Annotated in this window: 24 protein-coding genes and 1 pseudogene; 5 read left to right on the top strand and 20 right to left on the bottom strand. The window is 41.7% G+C overall.

Going from position 1 to position 22,084, the window contains the following annotated elements; translation table 11 throughout:
* Positions 1-305, top strand: a 305-nt coding sequence (locus tag E1963_RS12380; RefSeq protein ID WP_145964184.1) for a transposase, incomplete at its 5' end; no start/stop codon positions are given.
* A 462-nt stretch (positions 306-767) separates the two neighbouring features.
* Here the strand turns inward: E1963_RS12380 and E1963_RS12375 are convergent.
* The 3 genes from E1963_RS12375 to E1963_RS12365 are packed head-to-tail and all read right to left on the bottom strand — an operon-like array spanning position 768 to position 2,904.
* Positions 768-2,063 (bottom strand): virulence-associated E family protein, encoded by a 1,296-nt coding sequence (locus E1963_RS12375; protein ID WP_132278407.1) that lies wholly within the window; start codon positions 2,061-2,063, stop codon positions 768-770.
* Positions 1,966-2,712 carry a CHC2 zinc finger domain-containing protein gene (locus E1963_RS12370; protein WP_132278383.1) on the bottom strand — a complete coding sequence of 249 codons (747 nt, stop codon included), beginning with the start codon at positions 2,710-2,712 and terminating at the stop codon, positions 1,966-1,968. The genes E1963_RS12375 and E1963_RS12370 overlap by 98 nt, the downstream gene beginning before the upstream one ends.
* A gap of 3 nt (positions 2,713-2,715) precedes the next feature.
* On the bottom strand, positions 2,716-2,904 hold the full coding sequence (locus E1963_RS12365) for an ICEBs1 excisionase (RefSeq protein WP_087166868.1): 189 nt from the start codon (positions 2,902-2,904) through the stop codon (positions 2,716-2,718).
* A gap of 212 nt (positions 2,905-3,116) precedes the next feature.
* Between E1963_RS12365 and E1963_RS12360 the strand changes: the two genes are divergently transcribed.
* The gene (locus E1963_RS12360) at positions 3,117-3,701 is read left to right on the top strand and encodes a helix-turn-helix domain-containing protein (protein WP_132278381.1); all 585 of its coding nucleotides are present in this window, start codon (positions 3,117-3,119) and stop codon (positions 3,699-3,701) included.
* A gap of 47 nt (positions 3,702-3,748) precedes the next feature.
* Positions 3,749-4,756, top strand: a complete 1,008-nt coding sequence (locus E1963_RS12355) for a site-specific integrase (protein WP_132278379.1) — start codon at positions 3,749-3,751, stop codon at positions 4,754-4,756.
* A gap of 23 nt (positions 4,757-4,779) precedes the next feature.
* Here the strand turns inward: E1963_RS12355 and E1963_RS12350 are convergent, their stop codons facing one another.
* The 4 genes from E1963_RS12350 to E1963_RS12335 form a co-directional block, all read right to left on the bottom strand.
* A complete protein-coding gene (locus tag E1963_RS12350; protein ID WP_132278377.1) occupies positions 4,780-7,500 on the bottom strand; it encodes an ATP-dependent DNA helicase in 2,721 nt (906 codons plus the stop codon).
* A gap of 24 nt (positions 7,501-7,524) precedes the next feature.
* Positions 7,525-7,947, bottom strand: coding sequence for a hypothetical protein (locus tag E1963_RS19445; protein ID WP_145964183.1), 423 nt, complete (start codon positions 7,945-7,947; stop codon positions 7,525-7,527).
* A gap of 144 nt (positions 7,948-8,091) precedes the next feature.
* Complete coding sequence (locus tag E1963_RS12340; RefSeq protein ID WP_132278373.1) at positions 8,092-9,084, bottom strand: virulence RhuM family protein; 993 nt, start codon at positions 9,082-9,084, stop codon at positions 8,092-8,094.
* Between the two features lie 101 nt (positions 9,085-9,185).
* Entirely contained in the window at positions 9,186-10,298 is a 1,113-nt protein-coding gene (locus E1963_RS12335; protein WP_132278371.1) for a Fic family protein, read from the bottom strand.
* 132 nt (positions 10,299-10,430) lie between these two features.
* On the opposite strand from E1963_RS12335, the pseudogene E1963_RS23110 reads away from it, so the two are divergent.
* A pseudogene (locus E1963_RS23110) lies at positions 10,431-10,646 on the top strand (tyrosine-type recombinase/integrase); the annotation flags it as partial.
* A gap of 210 nt (positions 10,647-10,856) precedes the next feature.
* Here the strand turns inward: E1963_RS23110 and E1963_RS12325 are convergent.
* From E1963_RS12325 to E1963_RS12270, 12 genes are all read right to left on the bottom strand, one after another.
* The gene (locus E1963_RS12325; protein WP_132278369.1) at positions 10,857-11,144 is read right to left on the bottom strand and encodes a hypothetical protein; all 288 of its coding nucleotides are present in this window, start codon (positions 11,142-11,144) and stop codon (positions 10,857-10,859) included.
* Positions 11,145-11,167: 23 nt separating this feature from the next.
* Positions 11,168-11,401, bottom strand: coding sequence for a hypothetical protein (locus tag E1963_RS12320; protein ID WP_132278367.1), 234 nt, complete (start codon positions 11,399-11,401; stop codon positions 11,168-11,170).
* A 35-nt stretch (positions 11,402-11,436) separates the two neighbouring features.
* A complete protein-coding gene (locus tag E1963_RS12315) occupies positions 11,437-11,805 on the bottom strand; it encodes an AAA family ATPase (RefSeq protein WP_167482189.1) in 369 nt (122 codons plus the stop codon).
* Positions 11,806-11,868: 63 nt separating this feature from the next.
* A complete protein-coding gene (locus tag E1963_RS12310) occupies positions 11,869-12,318 on the bottom strand; it encodes a very short patch repair endonuclease (RefSeq protein ID WP_132278363.1) in 450 nt (149 codons plus the stop codon).
* 1 nt (position 12,319) lies between these two features.
* Positions 12,320-13,495 carry a type II restriction endonuclease gene (locus E1963_RS12305; protein WP_132278361.1) on the bottom strand — a complete coding sequence of 392 codons (1,176 nt, stop codon included), beginning with the start codon at positions 13,493-13,495 and terminating at the stop codon, positions 12,320-12,322.
* A complete protein-coding gene (gene dcm, locus E1963_RS12300; protein ID WP_132278359.1) occupies positions 13,496-14,644 on the bottom strand; it encodes a DNA (cytosine-5-)-methyltransferase in 1,149 nt (382 codons plus the stop codon). It lies immediately after the preceding gene.
* 261 nt (positions 14,645-14,905) lie between these two features.
* On the bottom strand, positions 14,906-15,220 hold the full coding sequence (locus tag E1963_RS12295; protein WP_201272035.1) for a hypothetical protein: 315 nt from the start codon (positions 15,218-15,220) through the stop codon (positions 14,906-14,908).
* A 19-nt stretch (positions 15,221-15,239) separates the two neighbouring features.
* On the bottom strand, positions 15,240-16,589 hold the full coding sequence (locus E1963_RS12290; protein WP_132278401.1) for a plasmid recombination protein: 1,350 nt from the start codon (positions 16,587-16,589) through the stop codon (positions 15,240-15,242).
* Positions 16,590-16,923: 334 nt separating this feature from the next.
* The gene (locus tag E1963_RS12285; protein ID WP_132278357.1) at positions 16,924-18,078 is read right to left on the bottom strand and encodes an AAA family ATPase; all 1,155 of its coding nucleotides are present in this window, start codon (positions 18,076-18,078) and stop codon (positions 16,924-16,926) included.
* Positions 18,075-18,398, bottom strand: coding sequence for a plasmid mobilization protein (locus E1963_RS12280; RefSeq protein ID WP_132278355.1), 324 nt, complete (start codon positions 18,396-18,398; stop codon positions 18,075-18,077). The genes E1963_RS12285 and E1963_RS12280 overlap by 4 nt, the downstream gene beginning before the upstream one ends.
* A gap of 4 nt (positions 18,399-18,402) precedes the next feature.
* Entirely contained in the window at positions 18,403-19,485 is a 1,083-nt protein-coding gene (locus E1963_RS12275; RefSeq protein WP_132278353.1) for a site-specific integrase, read from the bottom strand.
* A gap of 16 nt (positions 19,486-19,501) precedes the next feature.
* Complete coding sequence (locus E1963_RS12270) at positions 19,502-19,681, bottom strand: MerR family transcriptional regulator (RefSeq protein ID WP_016302462.1); 180 nt, start codon at positions 19,679-19,681, stop codon at positions 19,502-19,504.
* A 335-nt stretch (positions 19,682-20,016) separates the two neighbouring features.
* Here E1963_RS12270 and E1963_RS12265 point away from each other — a divergent pair, with 335 nt between their 5' ends.
* Complete coding sequence (locus E1963_RS12265; RefSeq protein ID WP_132278351.1) at positions 20,017-20,577, top strand: helix-turn-helix domain-containing protein; 561 nt, start codon at positions 20,017-20,019, stop codon at positions 20,575-20,577.
* A 176-nt stretch (positions 20,578-20,753) separates the two neighbouring features.
* On the opposite strand, the gene guaA is transcribed toward E1963_RS12265, so the two are convergent.
* Complete coding sequence (guaA, locus tag E1963_RS12260) at positions 20,754-22,046, bottom strand: glutamine-hydrolyzing GMP synthase (protein ID WP_132278349.1); 1,293 nt, start codon at positions 22,044-22,046, stop codon at positions 20,754-20,756.
* Positions 22,047-22,084: the final 38 nt, after the last annotated feature.

The following is a 22,084-nucleotide window of genomic DNA, read 5'->3' as shown; positions in this document are numbered from 1 at the left end:
ACAGGGAAGCACTCACCGCTTTTGCAGGCGTTGACCCCGGTGTAGACCAATCGGGGCAGCATAGCTCAAAGAGCAACAAGGCTTCCAAATGCGGAACCGGCAGACTCCGTAAGACCCTGTTCCAGATTATGACCACCCTGCTCCAGAATGCCCCGGAGGATGAGCCTGTCTACCAGTTTCTGAACCGGAAGCGTTCCGAAGGAAAACCTTACTATGTGTACATGACTGCCGGTGCGAATAAGTTTCTCCGCATCTACTACGGCAAGGTAAAGGCACATTTGCGCAGCCTGGAACAAAACGAATAATCATTCCATCTATTACGACTTTCTTTTTGACCGGCTGATGAGGCGGTCTTAGAGTTGTGCCATAAAATCACTTCACAAAAATTTTTCAAAAAGTGCTTGACTTTTTATTAGCAGGCTTTACTGCGGTGATACGTCAGATTATCCCTCTGTTTACACGCCGGTCTGCTCCGCCGGGCCTTCCGGAGGATTCCCTTAAAGAAATGCCGGTGGCAGTTTCTTTAGGGAAGAGCTCGATGCAGTCGCGAAATACACAGAGTATAAATCGTCAGATTTGTGCGATGGGTGTATTTCGCTCTCAATCGCCGAGGGCTTAGTTTCTGGCGTATCCGCCTTTTTTTCTGCCCGTATCCGGGCCTTATTTCATTTCTGTGTTTTTAACTTTCAAAGTTTTTTTCTTCCTGTTTACACTTTCTTGTTTACATTTTTTGTAAACAAGATGCAAAACATTTTAAAAGTTATCTTTTATTCAAAGGGGAGTTCTGCATCTTCACTGATTTTTACAAATCCGTCCTTGTCCTTTTGAGATCGGATTCGCTTCCATGACCGTTGGATCCCAAGTCCTCCGGGGAACCTGTGAGTACCGTGTTTTTCCCATCCGGTAATCTCATTGTCCATCAGATCTCCAATCTCTTTAGACTGCCATTTCGGCACGATGCCTTCCTGATGAAACACTTCCTGGTAGATGATGGTAGAGCAGACATAATCCTCTTCGTAGTTGTCTAGGAAAGCCTGGATCATTCCGGTCTGTGTATCTTCCGGCATAAAGTCCTTCTGCAGGGATTTCACATAGTCTTCCATATCCGGAGAGAAGGTCAGGAGAAATTCCCCGCTTCGGTAGATTTCCATTGCCTCTGCCCACGCCTGTATGATATATTCTCTGGAGCCTTTTTCATCCCGATATATCGCAGTCTCTGCTTTCTCCGGACAGACCTTTACCGGTCCGAACCGCCGATTGCCCGTCCGGTCAAAGGGCAGGAAAGCAAGGTCGTTTGAGGTACCGCAGAACACGCATTGACGGTATCTGTCTTCCGCTCTTCTTTCGTAGGGAATCCGGTAAGTGTCCTTCTGTCTGCTCAGGAAAGATTTGGTCTCCTCAATGCTTTTTGCATTCGCTACTGCGTTCATTTCCGACATTTCCACAATCCAGTGTCCCTGCAGATATTCGTAAACTTTCTTATCATCCAGCCGTTTCACATCATCCGTGAACCATTCATCTTGAATTGCCAGATATTTGAAAAAAGTAGATTTTCCTGTCCCCTGACCGCCAACCAGACAAAGCATGATATCATACTTCTTTCCGGGTTCATACAGGCGGTTTATGGCTGCCAGCATGTGCATCTTCATAACCTCTCCGGAATATTCCGGATTTTCCGCCCCGAAGAAATGAGTCAGCATCCCCGCAATACGGGGTCTGCCGTCCCACTTCAGACTTTCCAACAGATCAATGATCGGATGGAAACTGTTATCGTTGGCTACAATATCTATCGCCTTTGCGATTACCCGATCACTGGTCAGTCCGTAATTTTTTTCCAGATAGAGAGACAGATTGTTCATATCCGTATCCGTCATCTGTACGCCCCGTCTCTTCCAGGGCACTTTTTTCCTAATATCGATCTGACAGGTCATCTCATTTCTACATACAGCTCCCCTCAGACATGGATCATGTTCCAACACATATTTGCAATTCTGGATAGACTGCCGGATCCGGCCTTTCTCCGTTACTTCCAGATTGTCCCGGATTTCTTCCGGTGTCAGCATTTCCTGCTCTACAATATTCTCTAATTTCTTCCAGGACTCCTCGCTGATATTCTTCCATTCGCTGCTCAATCTTCTCCACCTCCTTCCGTTTATAAATGAAAAATTCCGCTATTTCCTCTCCATCACCGGTCAGAAGGATATCCAGATAATCATTGATCTTCCTCTCATTATCCAGCGCCTCCAGAAAGCATTCCTGTTCAAAAGGCTCCGGCCCGGATCCGTAAAACTGTTTCCAGAACCGAATCCACGACAGATAGTCCGTCAAAACCTTTACGGCATGATTTTTCCAGGTTCTAACCTTACTTTTTACCGAAAAATGATACCGACTTTGTACCTTTTCACCTTCTCTGTCCCGGGATTTGTTCTGAACAGACTTTTGCTCCTTCAATGGAATTGGAAGATTAAAATCAGTGATCAGTTTTTTTGCCGCCTCATAAGGAGACATTCCGAATAATTTGCCCGTAAACGTGATTACGTCTCCCTTTGCCCCGCAGGCAAAGCAGTAAAATCCCTGATCCACTTTCATACTGGGATGACGGTCCTGATGAAAAGGACAGCACGCCATCCCATTTCTGTTTACCTTCAATCCGTACCGTTCAGCAGCCTGCCTTGCAGTAACGGATTTCTTTACCAACTGAAAAACATTCATCCCTTACTCCGATTCGCAGCCATAGAACTTTTTCTGGAAATACCGGATCGGGACTTTACCTCTGATCACGTTATACCCGGATTCTTCCAGTTCCTGGTTCAGTTCCCGCACAATGCCATATGCTTTGCTCCTGCCGACACCCAGTACCTCCATAATGTCATTGGCTGTTATATAAGAAACCTTAACCTGCATGTTGTTCCCTCCTTTGATTGATATCTATTGTTCTGTGCAATAAAGATACGCCTAACATTCACATCAAATTACTATATACGTCTTTTATATGCACTTTTAATTCGCATTTATATCATGCGTCTAATATTCATATTTGTCAACTTATATTTTAAATAATACGCACTTGCAATTCGTTTTATTTCATGTTATATTATCCATGAGGTGAATAAATAATGAACGATATGGAAATTTCAACGATTGGAGAACGTATAAAAACTCTCCGAAAAAAACGAGGTTATAACCAGAAAGAGTTAGCAGATCTTTTAGGTAAGTCACTCCGCACCATTCAGAAATACGAAAGCGGAGAAATTGAAGTATCTATTGCTATGGTCAATGAACTTGCCAAAGTGCTGGATACTACTTCCACCTATCTTCTGGGGCATCAGACCGGCGATTTTAAATTTGACATCCTTTCAGATGTAATGGAATGCCTGTTTCAGATTGAGAAAATAACAGGACTTCATTTTTCTATTGAGACAAAAAGACCGCCTCACCATGACGGTTGGCAGTGTTCCATTACCTTTGACGGAAAAGATAAAGCAGCCGATCTGAATGCGGATATATGTCTTTTCCTGGAAGAATGGGAAAACAATCGAGAATCTTTCAAAGAATACGGCATGTCAAAATCTGCCTATGAGGCGTGGAAAGATAAGACACTGGCTTATTATGCTTCACAGGGTGTAGAAATGTCTGAATTAGAAGAGCTTGATGAGGACGAGCGTATAAAAAGAAGGGCTGCTCTGCTTTCTGGCGAATAATCTCCCAACATAGGGTTTTGATAACTCTAAGAAAGGAATGATCAGATTTGTCAGTAACAAAGGATACTTCAGGAAAATGGATGTCCCAGATTCGTGTCAAGGATTACACCGGAAAAGTCATCCATAAAAAGAAACGTGGGTTTGCAACCAAAAAAGAAGCTTTAGAATGGGAACGGGATTTTCTGAACAAAGCAACAGCCGATATGGGAATGCTGTTTCAAGATTTCGTAGAACTGTATTTTGAAGATATGAGCCACCGGCTGAAAGAGTCTACCATCATCAGTAAGCATTATATAGTGGACAAAAAGATTCTTCCTGTATTCGGAAAGATCCCTATCAACGAGATTACACCAAAAGATATCCGCAAATGGCAGAACAGCTTAACTTCCTATCGGGATGAAAATGGAAAACCTTACTCCCAGACTTATTTAAAAGCGATCAACAACCAGCTGACGGCTATGTTCAATTATGCAGTGAAGTATTATGACCTGCATGAGAATCCATGCACCAAAGCCGGAAGTATGGGAAAAAGTCATGCGGAAGAAATGAACTTCTGGACAAAAGCAGAGTTTGAGCAGTTTATAGTGGCAGTACAGGATAAACCAGCCTCCTATACCGCATTTATGACTCTGTATTATACCGGAATGCGTGTAGGAGAGTTATGTGCATTAACGCCTGTAGATGTGGATCTGGTAGGCCATACAATCACGATTAATAAGACCTTTCAGCGTATCAACGGCAGGGATGTAATCTGGCCGCCAAAGACGCCAAAAAGCAACCGGGTTGTTACCATTCCACAGACCCTTGCCAACTGTCTGAAAGAGTATATGGATAAGTGCTATGAGATCCAACCGGATGACAGACTATTTCCTTACACCAAAAGTTTTCTGAACCATGAAATGCTACGGGGATGTAAGAAATCAGGGGTTAAAAAAATCCGGGTACACGATCTCCGTCACCCGTATGTCAAATCCAGGACAAAAAATATAATTCTGAAAAGCAGAAAACCCAAGCTACCGTTTCCAATAACTTGTGGTTTCTGTTTTGATTATTAAGTTACTTGATGCGTTAGTCCATTTTAGTTCGTCATCGTGAGCGAAGAAAGTCGAGATAGTAAGTGCGCATCTTTTGTAGAATTTTTAACTTCAAGCCGCTCCAGCACAGACTGCTCCGTTTCAGGGCTCCAGTAGATCTTCAGCTTGTTCTTAGCGCGTGTGATAGCTGTATAGAAGATGTTATGTGTGATTCTTTCCTCAGTTTCATTTGTAATTACGATTTTTACAGAGTCGTATTCCAAGCCCTGCGCCTTATGGATAGAGACGGCATATGCGACCTGAAATGGAACAACGGTAGAATCGTTATCTTCATCGTCCTCATCGGTGCTCTGATATTTGTTTACGCTGAATGAGATGATAGATTTTCCTGCCTCAGATTCTCCAATGAGTTCAAAATTATATCCCCAGGCATCAATCGCATTAATTGATTCATCGAGCTCAATATTGAACCAGATTTGCTGCTCCTCCGGACGAATACCGACAATTCTTCCTTTTGAGTTATTGTGGATTAGCGGAGAAAAAATATTTGATTCATTAAACAGAATTGGATCGCCTATTTTGTAGGTATTTATTCCCCAGACAACACTTTCATTCGGATTGCTGTTTTGCAGGAACCGGTTGATATTATTGATTCCATATAGCCCGTCGTAATTCAGACAAAGGATAATCTCATCTTCTTCGCTATGCTCAAAGATAGATTCATCTAATCTTGCGACATAGCCATTCTTTACTAACGGCTCTAGAATTGCATCGTCAAGCTTGCGCACGCGATCCCAAACCGTCAGCAAATCATTATTAGTCGTGCGATACGGATGTGTCAGTTCAAATATCGATGTTTCTGGTACAAATTTTTGAGCTATACTAAACCAGTTCCCAAAGTAAATCGACTCTATCTGATAGATATCGCCAACAAGAACAAGCAGCTTGAAGTTCGCTTTCTCCAACACACGCCGCATATCATCGTTGCTGACTGTGCTACACTCGTCAATAAAGAGGACATCACAATCCGTATTATTGTTCCGCTTCGAGATGAACTTTGCAATCGTATTATACTCACTACTCCCGGCGGTAACCTTCCTGCGCATATTATCCACGGCCGGATGCGTATTAGCTAGAAATATCTTATCCTTGTCCGCCCAGAAATTAGATATGTGCTTGATCAGCGTAGATTTACCGGTACCAGCAGAGCCATAAATCAGCGCGACATGAGAAGTGGTAAACATCTGCCGAAGGGCTTCTTTCTTGCCGTCATCATCAATTGTATATGACTCTCTTGATATCCATGAATCAACAGAGGCCGTATATTGAGAAACGCCCGACGAAGCCAACTCCTGCAACTTTTTGATTATTTCGGTACTATCTTCGACATAGCTTTTGATGTAAAGATGATCCTTATATTCTTCAATTCTACGTCCGGTATGTTTGTAGTACAGGGAAGAATTGTATTTCCTTATCAAACCATCAATATCTTCAAAACCTTCAATTTCGGCTTTAGGTGTAAATAGATGCCCCTCTATTTCAGTGTTGTTTTTAATGTATCTAGCAAACAGCTCATGCTCGTGACCGGAAATGGGGATGGATTCAAACAAGTCATATATTCTCGGATTGTGTTGTCGTAGGGAAGTACAATACGGCATACAATCAAACGGAATACAGCCATAATTCAGGTAAAGGTTAGATAACCCACCACATTGTTCGCCCCAATATTGCCACTTGATGACACGGTTATTCATTTTATGAAGCAAATATCTCAATACATTTGCTCCTGGTTTATTATCAACTATTATATTCCGGCACTGATCAAGCATCTCATAAATCTTGACCGATTGAGCGTGGGCTGTAATCTTCCCTTTTATAAAATCATAGTAATCCTGATCACAGCTCACGAGCTCGGTTAAGGACATCCTAACGACTGAAAGGTACCTCATCAGCTCTCTATATTCATTAGAGTTCGTACTATGTTTCACTCTCGGGCCGAAGATTTCAGAAAAATTATCCCACTCACAGGGGCGAATAGATACTTCATATCCATCAATCACGAGAATGGACATATCTTTATCTAGGATACGAATCATGTCATTGTGTATTGAGAATTTGACAGCATAGTTATCGACAATCTCGTGCTGCGTAAACGCAATAACCCGGTCAAACTTACTTGCATTAGCATTTGCTGCAGTAAATGTGACTTCATAATAGATCTTTTGATTAACGAAAAAGGGCTTTACTTTCTGCACATAATACCGGTCGTTATAAGTAACCGGATAACTAAACGCACTCGGAAACTCGATTCTTTCCGCAATCTTTTCATAGTAATCCGAAAGCTCAGTGTCCGTATTCAGAGGGAAATCGCTGATATTCTCCAGCACATCCAAATTAAAAGTTCGTTTCAGGTATAGCTTGATTTTTAGTAGATGCTCATAGTATTTGAGCATGAGACGCTCCGATCCATCCTTGTCAACGGTATAGTGCGACACAGATTTCTGGAGCATTTCGTGGAACCTATAAAGGAATCGCAGTTCCCCTCGGCGCTGCATATCTTTCAAAGCAACCACATTCAAATCATAGTCATTAGGATTGACGTCCTGGCCGTTGGAGTATGCTTTGATTGCAATATACTCCACGAAGTTGCGAATCTGACCAAGAATATTCTGGCTTAGAAGTCCCCTGTCGGCAAAACTTAGTTGAGAGATATTATTACATATTACGCCATTTGTATCGAGTATAGCTTTATCAATTCTGAGCATCTGACTTTGCTCCTTTTTTCTTTATTATTTTGCCCATTTTACCACAGTCCTTCTATCGATGTCTACCATGATCTGTTCAATACAGTCAACAATCTCATTCAACGGAATTTCCTTCCTGCTGACTTTCAGCAGTTTGCAGAACACCCGATACTGTTTTTCATAGGCTACTTTGTCTGCAATCGCTCTGTTCAGTTCCGCTTCGGCCTGTTCTTTTGCAGGTCGTGCATCCACAATGGCTTCTTTAGAACCTTCGCCCATGACATACTGTTCATATAGCTTCATGCTAAAATCTGTGGTTTCCTCATAATTGAGCGAAGCTGCTTCAATGAGGGAATCTAAGTGCTGTATTTCCTGTTTATATTGATCTTTGGTAATAAAGAGGTAATCGGTATGCAGTTTTAGCTGATAGTACACAGCACTGAGCACATCTTCCTCTCTAACATACATTCCTGTGCATTTATCTGCACCTAGCCGGTTCTTCGTGATACAGGTAAAGAAATACCAATTCGCATGGTTCGTTCCACGTTTTCGCTACATCTTTCCTCCACAGCAGGCACATATGACTTCTGCTTGCATCAGATTAGGCAAAAATTATTTTTTATCTTCCAACTCTTGTAATTCTTCTATACTTTCAAGAAAATGGCATTCCACCGGAGAAAGGATATCCTCCTGCTTTTTCCGATATTTCTCGTATTCTCCATGCGCCTTTTCAAGAGCCTGTTTATGTGTAACTCTTCCTTTTGTAGTTAAAATATCCTTTCTTGTCATTTTCAGATAGTCATCAATTGTTTCCAGCCAGTCTTTCATATACATTGGTTCTTGATTCAAGGCATGGACTTCCGCAATATCTAAATACGCCGTAACGATTTTATTTAACGCATCTATTTCTTTTTCGTTTAAATAATTCTTTGCAACCTCTACATCAGAACGTTTAATCTTCTTTCCAGCCCATGCTGTTAATCCCATATTGTTCTTATCTGCATCTGCCCGCTGATAGATTACTTCTGCCGCTGTGTGCTTATGAGCCGCCCAGTGCATTTTATTTTGTACCTGATTAAAAAATATAATCGAACTTTCTGCTTTTTGGTCATAATCAATACTTGTTGCATATATTTCCAGAACTTTTCTCCAAAATACTTTTTCAGAAGAACGAATATCACGAATACGAGCTAACAATTCATCAAAATAGTTTCCGCCTCCAAGATTCTTAAGTCGATCATCATCTAATGCGAACCCTTTTTTCATATATTCCTTTAAGATAGAAGTAGCCCATATTCTAAACTGTGTTCCTCTCAGGGATTTTACCCGATAACCAACGGAAATAATAACATCTAAATTATAGAAATCCACCTGATAGGTCTTACCGTCAGAAGCAGTGTAGGCAAATTTTGCCCAAACTGCTTCTTTTGCCAATTCTCCTTCTTTAAAAATATTTCTTACATGTTTTCCAATTACGCTTTTATCCCGTTGAAATAATTCGGCCATTTGATCTATAGAAAGCCAAACTGTATCATGGTCAAATGTAACTTCTATTTTTGTGACTCCATCTTCTGTAGTGTACATGATAATATTTGATTGTGCCATTATGCCCTCCAAATCTTAGATATTTATCGCTGCTTAAAGTTCAGGAATAAAGAGCCAATAATTTAATCTTATCGAATATTCCCTTAAAATGAACATTAATCTTATATCAAATGGGATGCAAGCGCAGTATATTTCCAAATACGATTCCTCATGTTGTCGTTTTCTTGAGTGACGATGCCATTCTCTCTCAACAAGTGCAGGGCATTTGAGATTGAATTGAACGAACTTCCCAACTGTGTGGCGGCATGGGAAATGCTAGTCACAGGAAAAAACTTAAGATAATCATATACACACCAAACACTTTTGGGTAGCAACTGTATATCTTCTAATTGTTTTATATCTTTTGCTACAATATCTTCATACTGTATCAGTAACTGAGCTGACCGTTTTGCAGTTTCATTTATAGCATTTACACAAAATTTGATCCACCGAATATAACCACCACTGTATTGAGTAGTTTGAAGCAAGTCGAAGTATTCATTCTTGTTGTGATACAAATACTCGGACAGACATATTAGCGGTTTTGCTTCTCCAACGATATTGCACAATATCGTTGGAACAATGATTCGTCCTACAATTCCGTTATATCTCTCAAACGGATGTATCATCTCAAACTGATAATGCACTAATGCAGCCTTAATTAACGGATCAGTGTCTTTGTCATTATATAGATAAGCGGAAATATCGGCCAGCGCTGGTAAAACTGCGTCAGGGGCTGTAGGGTTGTAAGATATAAGGTTCGTCCTAACACCCAATAAAAAAGTCTGCTTGTCCCTAATATCAACTGGCTTACTAACTACATCACCATATAATGCAATTCCGCAAAGTTCACTTAGAACTGGAGCTGAAATTGTCCTATCTATCGCTTTCTTGTATGCCAGTTTGAGATTAGTAATTGATGTAATATCGTTTTTACCACTCCCGCGACTGGCAAGTACATCGTGAAAAGTGAGAGTATCGTAATCAATCATTCGGGAATATGTGCATTCTTTTAATAGCATTAATTCGACGAATGCTTCTCTATTTGGGGCATACTTAAAAAGTCCTTTTAAAAATCCAATATTTCGGTGAGCTTCAATTAGCAAGGCGAATAGTTCATCGTCTATTTTATACATATCCCCATGCATCAGAGGACGTGGGGTAAATGTGTAATATTTAGAATTATCTATGCTATCATCAATATGTTCAATGTAATCTCCAGTATAAGGAATCATCTCATATACCTCAATAATAAAAAACTACTTTCAGTATATCACTAATATTGAAACAAATAAAGTGCAATTTATTAAGTTTATTTCAAAAATCATAGAAATAGTGCAATATAAATTCAAAAGCAAGTTTCATGACTTAGGCACTCCCATGCAAGTCTTTTGATAGAAATGGGATGCCAGCCTCTCCTAATTGCAGACCGGCTTGGACATGAAAAAATACAGACGACCTTAAATACTTACAGTCATCTGTATCCGAATAAGCAGGCAGAAGTAGCTGCCCAGCTTGAAAATGTGATGAACGGAACGACAGTTTCGAATGGTAGCCAAATAGCAGGTGTAGCCAATTTGTAGCCAACAAAAAAGAAAAATCTCTGGAAAGCCTGCAAAATAAGGCTTCCCAGAGATTTTGTGTCTATTCGAACTCGGCGTGTTCTTTGTTATTATTAACTGTATTTATTTAAGTTTTATGCAAATACACGCCCGTTTTTACTTCAATTACATCTTTTATTATGGCTTGCTGATTTTCTGTTGCCAAAATGTTGCCACTAAGAGTAGGGATTTTCACTCTATCGTAAAATCCTCATACCCGCACAGCATAACATATCCCACATAATCACAACATGATGATCCACATATTCCACATGGCTTACATCTACCAGATTTTCTTTTATGTTTATTACTTCTATTTACAATAAGTCTATCTTTATTTCTAACCTCTCCGATATATTTTCCTGAAAAATCGTATAATTCATCTCCATAAAATACTCCTAATGGCTCACCTGTCGCTGAATATAGATAGTCGCCTGAACGTCTGCCTATATATTTTCCTCCCCATGCCCAATAATTCATGCTATATCCTCTCCTTATCCCCTTCATAATCCAGAAACAATTTCATCAACATTATCAATTATATAACTGGGTACAATATTAAATTTGATAATATCCAAAAAATGCAGATAATCATTTTCAATATGATACGTTTCATCTATAAACTTGTACCAAGCCCCATCCATTTGTGTAATTCTGACCTCATTATGGGTTAATATTTCATTCATTGCTCTAAATAACTGTACTTTGAAATAAGTATTGGTTTCAATTTCATACAAATTTTTAATACCTTCTTTAGTATAAACATCATTTTTTAATTCCAGATAATCAAACTCTGGAATATATTCCTTAATCTTAGATATTCCGAGGTTAATATCTTCCGGATCAATATCAATATATGTATTATTCCCTCGTCTTCTTTAAAAACAATATCCCTGACAAAGTCCTCATTAAACACCAATATTTTTCCGACTTCTGGAGTAATAGAAACAGATGCAATATCTTCTGTAAAAAAAGACTGTAATTCCCCTATTTTTTGTGGTTCTTTTGAAAATTCTATCGCCTTTGCAATAGTAGTTTTTCCAGTACCATTTATCCCATAAAGAATATTAAGTTTTTCTTCCTCAATACACAATTCCCCCTCTGCAATATTATTGCAGTTTTTTATTTTAATTTGATACATTACTTTCCTCCTCATTTATCATTTACATAAATTATCAATTAATCTTTTAAAAAGCATTGTATCTTATATTTCCAAAAATACTTGATTTTCCTTCAAAAACTTTTCCGCTATTTGCATATACCTTTCACAATCCGCTTGATTTCTTTTCATTTTCTTAACCGTACACTCCCACACAATCAGACACTTAATTCCTTTGTCCTGTAACTCCATTCTGACAACATTATCCCGATTTACATTCGCTTTAAATTTTTTCTGCCAGAATTCAACCCTTGATTTTGGCATATAAGCATACTGACATCCAGAATGTCTGTGCCAGAAACAACCATGAATAAAAATTGCGGTATTGTATTTCCTCAAATAAATATCCGGGTGTCCAGGTACTTTCTTAGAGTTAAGGCTATACCTGTATCCCTGCGCAAAAAGTAATTTTCTGAAATATATTTCCGGTTTTGTATTCTTTGAACGAATAGCCGCCATATTTTTACTTCGTTCCTCTGGGCTTTTTATATCCATTTTATTTACCCTCAATCATTTTTACATATTGCACGAACCGGGTTAATGTCCATATTCTGTCTCTGCGATCCTTTGGATATGTCTGTATATAAGGTTTTGGTACAACCAATATAACATCTTCTGCCTGCATTTCATCCATTTGCGCCCCGGATATTCCCTGTTGAAGCGTACAAAGATACTTCGGTTTGTCTCTTAGTCGGTCTGCTTCATTCAACACCTGTCTCCATCTGTCCTTGCAGGTAGTTTTAGCTGCCAGCGAAACAATATAATCGGTAGAAAATCCATAATCATGATATGCTTCCTGTGAGGGAAACAGAAAATCCGGCTTTTTATTTCCTTCCGTAACTGCCTGTGCCGAATATTCAATGCAATTTCCATCAAATATTGCAGCCAAATGATGTTCAAGGCTTTTTCCCGCACGACTTTTTCTGCGGTTTAACACAACATTGGCAACCCGGACAAACTCATCCACTGACTGAAATCCTTTTGTAATAATCTCACCATACCTTGCATATTCCAACGCTCTGAAAAGAGTATACTCCATATTCGTCCAACTGATAATTTTTTCATCTGGATTAAGCCGAATATTCTCCGCATGGTCATATGCCTTTTCTTCTATCTCCCTGGCGGCTACTGACATCATATCCGATGAAGGGAAATCTACATCAAGACTGCTGATAAATTCCTGTATAGCCAGCTTTTCCTGTGTCTCTGCCGATACTTTCTGAACATCAATAAGACTGTTCGTTTCTGTTGGGCTGATACCAAATGTATCAAGAAATTCTTCTATCTCCTCGTCTGTTTCCAGAAAATATCCACTGTAATCAGTATCTGACTGTTTTGTAAATACAAACAACGCTCCTGTCTGCTCTGGTTTCAGGAATGGAAAACCTCTGCCAAATCGTGTAATTCTCAACTCATTTTTACTCTCATAATATGTAAAGCTGCTTTCCGTTTCAAAATCATCCAACCACTTGATTTTTACTGTTCTTTTAGGAATACCTTCCTGTTCAAGTTCCCGTCTGCTAAACATCATTCCTACTGCCGATTTTGAAATCAAAATTCCAGACTGATGACCACCTGTTGCTCCTGTGTCATTTGCAGAGAGAAATTTACAAAAACCTTTATCACTACTAAGAACAGATTTTATTGCCTGTCCTGCATATCCTGTAGTCATCTAAATCACCTTCCTCTGTAATTCTTTTCCCTCTGCCAGGTCCATTTCTTCGATTTTCTTTACTATCAATTTTGCCACATTTTCCATCAGTGGCACTACAACAGAATTTCCGAACTGTTTATATGCCTGTGTATCAGATACTGGAATTTTAAAATCATCCGGAAAACCCTGTAATCTGGCACATTCACGGGGCGTAAGCCTTCTCGGATTTTTCCCTTTCTGTTCAATCAGTATTTCTGAACCGTCTTTATAATATCTCGCACTAATAGTTCTTGATACACCGTCTAATGGAGCAATACCATATCCGAATCCATTTCCTGCAGCCTTATGCTTTGTCGCATAATTTTGGAGATATGTCCAGAGTTTATCCGATAATGTATATTTTTCATCCACATTTTCATCCAGAATATCACGCATTACAGGTTTTGGAAATGCAGGCGTCAACTCAAAGTCAAAATGTACATTCTTTCCATATTTTTTACGGTCAAATCCCACGATAAGAATACGCTCCCTGTGCTGTGGTACAAATTGCTGACCATCCAAAACAGAATAAAACACACTGTAGTCCAACTCTTCCAATGCTTCCAGTATTACCTTAAAGGTTCTGCCCTTATCATGGCTACACAGATTTTTTACATTCTCCAACATAAAGGCTTTTGGTCTTTTTTCTTTTAATATCCGGCAAACATCAAAAAATAATGTTCCCTGTGTTTTATCCTCAAATCCCGTTGCCCGTCCAAGACTGTTTTTTTTGGAGACTCCAGCAATAGAAAACGGCTGGCATGGGAAACCGGCTACCAGAATATCATGGTCTGGTATGGACGAAGCCGCTACCTGTGTAATATCTCCCTCCGGCTGTTCCCCAAAATTAGCAAAGTATGTCTGCTGGCTGTACTTATTCCATTCATTAGAATAAACGCAATGCCCACCGGCTCTGTCAAAAGCAATTCTCATCCCACCAATTCCAGCAAATAAATCAATAAATGTAAACTGGCGGTCTTTCACCTCACGTTGTTTTCTTCTCATATCTGTAACATAATATGCAACAGCTTCTCTTACACAGTCCTGCATTGTCTGCTCCATTAAAGCAGAATAATAACTCAATTCATTGTATAAACCATCATCAACTCTTATATGTACCTGTTTCATTCATATCACTCCTGGGAAATAATCTATACCTGATTTTTCCCTAATTATACTATTAACAGAGAGAAAAAGCAAGTAAATTTTATCGAATATATGTTCTTTTCTGACAGACACACCCACCATACCTATTTCATAAAAATTATTATATTTGCTTTTATTGGTATTTATTTACATGGTGCTAGCACCATGTTCAAATCATTATTAAGGAAAGTATTTTCTCCATTTGCTACTAAAGGGCATAGCAACCGCCACGCCCCACATTTCCTATCGTTCCAACGATTTTTCTATTTTATATTTCTGTCCTTTCAAATCATTCTGCTTCTCATACAGATTATTACGCTCTTTGCAGAGTTCTTTCATGCGCTCTAACTGTGCCCTTACTCCCTCCCGGCAATCCGGCTCTATCTTTTTATATTCCACGGTCAGATTGCGGATTGTATTATTGTTTTCCTTTATCTGCTCCGATAGACACACCCAGTCTATCAGATTTTGCACTTCCTTATCCGTTTCGTAAAGGTCTGTTTCTGCCACGATTTTAGCACATAACCGTATCATTACTTTCTTTTCCATATCCGTCATATCCTATCAATCCCCTTTCCTATCGGCTCATTTCAAAGGCACGTTTCGGGCGTTTCATTGCCCTTTCTGCCTGTTCTAATGCCTTTGACTGTTCCACTATCGACTGCACCTGTTCCCTGCCTAAATGACGCTCCAAACGCCCCAAATCTGCCACTTTTTCCTGTAATCGGTCTATGGTGTCGCTCTGCTCCATAACTTTATCTGTCAAGCGGCTAATCTGCGTCTGTTGCCCGTTCACTTTGGCGGTCAACTTCTTACTCTGCTCCATAAGCTGTACGCACTTGATTGTCAGATTTTTTACAACCTCTTTTAACTTCTCCACAAGCGGTAAAGCCTTTTTATCTCTGTATGCCTTTGCGCTCATCAATGCTCCCGGTTCTGCCAACTGCCATTTCACATCTTCATCATAGGCGTGTATATTGCGCTCCATGACTTCCTTAGACTGCACCATTTTGTTGATTTCCTGCTGTAACCTTTTCTGCTGTTTCTCCAACTTTTCATTTTCGGATAACAGTTTTTCCTTATCCTCTGTCAGCGTTTCCGTCTGTTCTTTCAACAAATGATTTGTAGCGGAAAGTTCTAATACTTCCTGCCGGATTGTTTCGCCCTCTTTCCATATCTGCTCCGTTTTCTGTTCTGCCGCCATCTGCTGATGAAGAATAGAAGATAATTCCTCTTTACTGCCGGAAATCTCCTGCTCCAGTTCCGCAACCTCTTTCTGTCGTTCCTGTTTTTCAAAATCAAGTACGGACAAGTGCTTGTTATGCGTTCCTAACTGTTTCCACTGTACGCCATGCAGCCCCATGACTTTTGAAAGTTCCTGCTTCTCCGATTCTATCCACTGATTCCATTCCGTCATTCCCCTTGTACCGCCTTTGAATCCCTGTTCTGACAATGCGCCTTTGAGGGAAACTCTGGTATCAAGCCCACGCTTGCTGTTACGGATAAAAGGAACAAAATCAATGTGAATGTGCGGCGTCTGCTCGTCCATGTGCAAATGGCTTGAAAATACATGGAGATCAGGATTTCTTTTCTGAAACTGCTCCATAAACTCACATAAAATATCTTTTGCCAACTGTCCCTCTTTGCTTTGCACATTCATATCATCTTTATTGCCGATTTGGAAGATTACCTCATAAGATAATTTCTCCTGCTTTCTCCGGCGTATCTTCTCATAGTAATTGTCAATCTTTCGGTCACTCCGTTTCTGCTTTGCGTTGTAACGTTCCAGTGCTTCATCAAAAAGAGTGTGATAAACTTCTTTTATATCCGAGTGACAAAATTCCACGTTATCCCTGCTCCGTTCCTTATCCACATTTTTAGCTGTAAAGGCTCTTGTATTGTGATTGACAGAACCTTTCCCCATCATGCCGCTAATCGTTCTCTCCAATAGGCATATCCTCCACATTCTCTATATTTGTATCGCTATTTTTACTGCGCCACCCGGCGCAAGGCTTTGTTACTTTCACGAAAGTAACGCAAAAGCACTTTTGTCAGCTACGCCAACAAAAATGCAACCTGCAAGCAGGTTTTGCGCCCTGCCGGGGGCAAGCTGTCCGTTGGACAGCATGCCGTCCTTACGGACGGGGCGGCTTTTCGCCGCCTTGTTTCTCCCTCTGCGTCGGTTTGCGTCGATAGCGTCGATATTTTCTATACCGCCCTGCTATCAAAAATACCGTCGCAACCGACGCATATCGTCGCACTTACGATTTCTGCTCCAGTCGTTTCAAAATAATTTTTCTCTCATGCCCTCTCTTATTGTCATAGAAAATGCCGTAGTCATTAAGTAATTGGCTGTTCACTACATTTAATTTTCTTGAAAGCACATTCGCTGATAACTGCATATCCGGCAACTGTTTCAGAAGTTCCGTTGCTGTCCCCTCCCACTCCTGCATTTCCTCTGTCAACAATTCGTTGATTGCTTCCAGTAATGGGTTCGGCGGCTGTTTCCAAAGTTCCGTTTCCGCTTTCTGAAATTTCCAAATACATTTTTCCCGGTCAAACTCTATCGTCAGTTCTTGATCGGGCTGGTCACGACCTACTATATCCATGACCGCCGTATTATCAGTTCGCTTTTTCTTGTGCATAATAAACGCCCCGTCTGCCGCACCAAGCAGACCGTTTGTGCCGGAAATCATATCGAAGCTGTCCTCGGATTCCAACTTGCGGGTATGATGAACCACCAACAGGCAGACACCGTATTTATCACTAAAATTTTTCAATTTTGTCACAATCTCATAGTCACTGGAATAGCTGTACCTGTCCCCGCCGACCTCACGCACCTTTTGGAGCGTGTCAATGATAATCAGTCTTGCGTCCTTATGCTCTTTTATAAAGCCCTCTAGTTCTCCGTCCAGTCCCTCATTCAATGTCTTTGCCTGTGTCGCAAAGAATAGATTGTCTGCACACTCCACCCCAAACATGACGGATAACCGCCGCTGAAGCCTTGCATAATCATCTTCCAGTGCAAGATACAATACCGTCCCTTTTCGGACTGGATAATTCCATAGTGGAAGCCCCATAGCCACATGATAAGCAAGCTGCCCCATGAAGAACGATTTCCCTACTTTCGGCGCACCTACAAAGAGATAAGTACCGCCATACAGAAAACCGTCTACAACAGGCGTTCTCGGCGGGTACACCGTATCATATAACTCTGTCATGGAAACCGTTTGAAGCCCGCCGCCCTGCCCGGATTTCTCCGGGCAGTTTACAGCATATTCGCTGTTTTTAGTGGCTTGCAGATTGATTTGTGCTGTTTCATTTGTTATAATTTCATTGTGATTTTTTACTTTGGACTGTTCCCCATCTGCGCCAACAGATGATACGGGAGCAGTCGCTTTTGTTTTATTTGTCATTCATTTTCCCCTTTCAGTCCGTCTAAAGTGATTGCGATTACCTGTAACGTGTAAAGAAGTTCGTCATTGTCCGGGCTTATGCTTTCCATGCGCTTCAATTCCTCATAGATTGCCGACATCTGATTTTTCAATGCCTTATATACCCTCGGATTGCCCTGCACCACAACGTCCCTGCATAAGAGCCGCCTTGTGATGTAGTCCTGCTTTGTCAATCCCGACAATGCCACCAAGTCATTCAGCAGTTTTCCTTCTTCGTCCGACACCCGGAACGCCACCGTATGATTACGCCATCTTCCCTTGTAATCAAGTGATTTCTCCATGCTTTTAGTCCTCCTTTGTCATTCTCTCCATTTCCAATTTTTCTGCCATTTCCGTCTGTATCGTAGGAAACAGGTGTGCATAACGGTAAGTTATCTTTTCCGCTTCATGCCCCATGCGCTCCCCCATCGCCAGTACCGAAAATCCCATGTTGATTAAAAGTGAAACCGCATTGTGGCGTAAATCATGCACCCTTATTTTCTTTACCCCTGCCTGTTTTGCTCCACGCTCCATTTCATGGCTGAGATAAGATTTTGTAACTGAAAATAATCTCTCGTCCGGCTTAATGTCATAAAGCATTTTGATGTACTCCTGCATTTCCTCACAGAGAAAAGGCGGCATTTTGATTGTGCGGTTGCTCTTTTTCGTTTTGGGGCTTGTCACAATATCCCGCCCGTTGGAACGGTGGAAAGTCTTGCTGATTGTGACCGTCTGCTTCTCAAAATCAATATCAGCAGGCGTTAAGGCAAGAAGTTCGCCGGAACGCATACCACACCAGTAGAGCATTTCAAACGCATAATAGGAACGGGGCTTATCCATCATGACTTCGGAGAATTTCAGATATTCCTCTTTCGTCCAGAAGTCCATTTCCTTTACGGCTTCGCTCCCAATCGTCCCCGCCCGCCGTGCCGGATTGTAAGGCAGATTATAAAAGTTTACCGCATGGTTGAATATCGCCGTCAGTTGTGCGTGTATCGTTCTCAAATAATCTGCGGAATAAGGCTTGCCTTTCTCGTCCCGGTACGCCATCAACTCATTCTGCCACGCTATCACGTCTTTTGCTTCAATCTCCGCAATCTTGCGGTTTTCAAAGTACGGTAAAATCTTTGTCCGTATCACATGGCTTTTGGATTCCCATGTGCTTTCCTTAACACGCTGTTTCTTATCAGCTTCGTATACTTCAAAGAAACTGCCGAAAGTCATATCCAGTTTTGCGCCCTGTTTGAGCATGGCTTCATGCTCCCACGCCTGCGCTTCCCTCTTTGTTGCGAAACCTCTCTTTTGTGTCTGTTTCCTCTCCCCTTTCCAGTTGGTAAAGCGGTAGATTACACGCCACGTTCCCGTAGCATTGTCTTTGTATACAGCCATCTAAACCATCTCCTTTCTATTCGCTGTAACATACTTTTTTATGAAAAAAAGTAGCGTTCACTCGCCCTGCCACTGTCAGATAGCCCTGTTTCTGCATTTCTGCGTTCAGTTCCCTCACAATCTGATAGGCTTTTGACTTTGACACACGCAGTTCCGCTGCCACTTCCTCCACCGTCATAAATGATTTTTCTGTCATTCAAATACCCTCTCCTTTCAATTTTTAACTCTTTTTGTTTAAGTCCTTTATATAGAATACTAAATAAATTCCGTTAAGTCAAGTGGTTATCAAGAAAATCTTAACTTTTTTTATTTAAGTTATTCTTGCTATTTCTATTGCACCATGTTATACTGACTTCAACAGATTTGTTTAAGTAAAGTCATGCACGACTGGAAGAAACAGGGCGGCGGGTGCTTGCACACGCTGAACTGCTTTCTGACAGGCGTATATGGCGCACCGCCACAGCGAGATGAAGCGAAGCGTAATCGAGCTGGCATGACTTTATCCCACTTCACAATAACGGAGGTTTTACTATGGCAATCGGCAAACGTATCCGCTTTTTCCGCAACCGAAAAGGCATGACACAGAAACAGTTAGGTGAAATCCTCGGTTTTCTCGGAAAAACTTCTGATGTCCGAATGGCACAGTACGAATCAGAAGCAAGAACACCGAAGCACGACCTTGTAAAAGAAATGGCGCATATCTTTGATATAAGCACCCACGCCCTCACTGTGCCGGATATTGATACCTATATCGGGCTTATGCACACGCTCTTTGCGTTGGAAGATATGTATGGACTGAAAATCGGGGAGATTGACGGGGAAATCTGCCTGCGCCTTGACAAGTCCGACTATTCCTCTTATACGTCCATGTTCGATATGTTCCACGCATGGCAGGAACAAGCCGCCAAGTTGGAACAGGGCGAAATTACCAAAGAAGAATACGACCAGTGGCGGTACAAGTACCCGGAACTGGACACCTCGAAGCATTGGGCGAAAGTCCCCTCACAGGCGGTCAGTGATATGCTTATGAAAGAATTAACAAAGATAGAAAAAGGAGAAAAGAAAACATCTAAAAAGAAAAAACAGAAATAAACATAAAAAGACCTTGCCGATATTCAGTTTTCATATCAGAAAATCAGCAAGGTTTCTCTATGCCATTGATGTAATTATCCAGTACGTGATGTTATAAATGTTGCCAAATCGTTGCCAGAACTTAAACAAATTTGCTTGAAACCCGCATAAACACCAGGTTTGTAAAGCCCATTTCATCACTCGAACTCTATCGTCGCCGGCGGCTTCGGGCTCATATCATAGCACACCCTGTTCACATTCCCTACTTCCGCCAGTATCCTGTCCGTTATCTTCTCGAGCACGTCCCAGTCCACCTTCTCCACCGTAGCCGTCATGGCGTCTATCGTATTGATGGCGCGGATGATTACCATATAGTCGAAGCTCCGCTCGTGGTTCTTCATGCCGACAGACTTGAAGTCAGGCACTACGGTAAAATACTGCCATACCTTCTCATCCAGGCCGGCTGCGGCAAATTCCTCACGGAGAATAGCGTCAGATTCCCGCACTGCCTCCAGCCTGTCTCTCGTAATCGCGCCGAGACAGCGTACGCCAAGACCGGGGCCGGGGAACGGCTGACGGTATACCATATCCGCAGGCAGGCCAAGCTCGATGCCGCAGGCGCGGACTTCGTCTTTAAAAAGCTGCTTCAGAGGCTCTACAAGTTCAAACTGCAGGTCCTCCGGCAGTCCGCCTACGTTGTGATGTGATTTGACCATCTTGGCGGTCTTCGTGCCGCTCTCGATGATATCGGGATAGATGGTGCCCTGGCCGAGGAATTCGATGCCGTCCAGTTTCCTCGCCTCCTCTTCAAAGACCCGGATAAATTCACCGCCTATGATTTTCCGCTTCTGCTCCGGGTCAGCTACGCCGTCCAGCTTGCCGAGGAATCTATCTGTCGCGTCTACATATATGAGATTGGCATGAAGCTGGTTCTTGAACACTTCCACGACGTCTTCGGATTCATGTTTGCGCATCAGCCCGTGGTTTACATGAACACAGGTGAGCTGATTGCCGATAGCTTTCAGCAGCATCGCAGCCACGACGGAAGAATCGACGCCGCCTGACAGCGCGAGCAGAACCTTCTTATCCCCGACCTGGCGGCGAATCAGCTCAACCTGGTCTTCGATAAAGTTCTTCATGTTCCAGTTCGCCTCTGCTTTGCACTTTCCAAAGACAAATTCTTTCAACGTCTCTTCGTCCGGCAACGCGTCGAGCTTCTGTTCACACTTCGCAGTCGGATGGTCTGCCGCCATCACCGGGCAGCCGCAGTGATACAGTTCCGGCCTTACCTCCACCGCCTGTCCGTCCACGATACGGTTCTCGCCGCCGTTCAATATGATACCTTTCACATTCTCAAGCCTGGCAAGCTCTTCCATCGTAATGTCATGCGGATGAATCTCGCTGTACACGCCGAGGTCTCGGATTGCCCGCGCCAGCACGGTATTCTCCGTACTACCCATATCCAGAATCACAATCATATCCTGTCTCATCTTATGTCTCCTTCTCTCACATTCATCATTATTATAGT

It is taken from the genome of Extibacter muris (assembly GCF_004345005.1).
Lineage (GTDB): Bacteria > Bacillota > Clostridia > Lachnospirales > Lachnospiraceae > Extibacter > Extibacter muris.
Note: the sequence above shows the minus strand (reverse complement) of the source record. Positions and strands in the feature narration are given on the sequence as shown.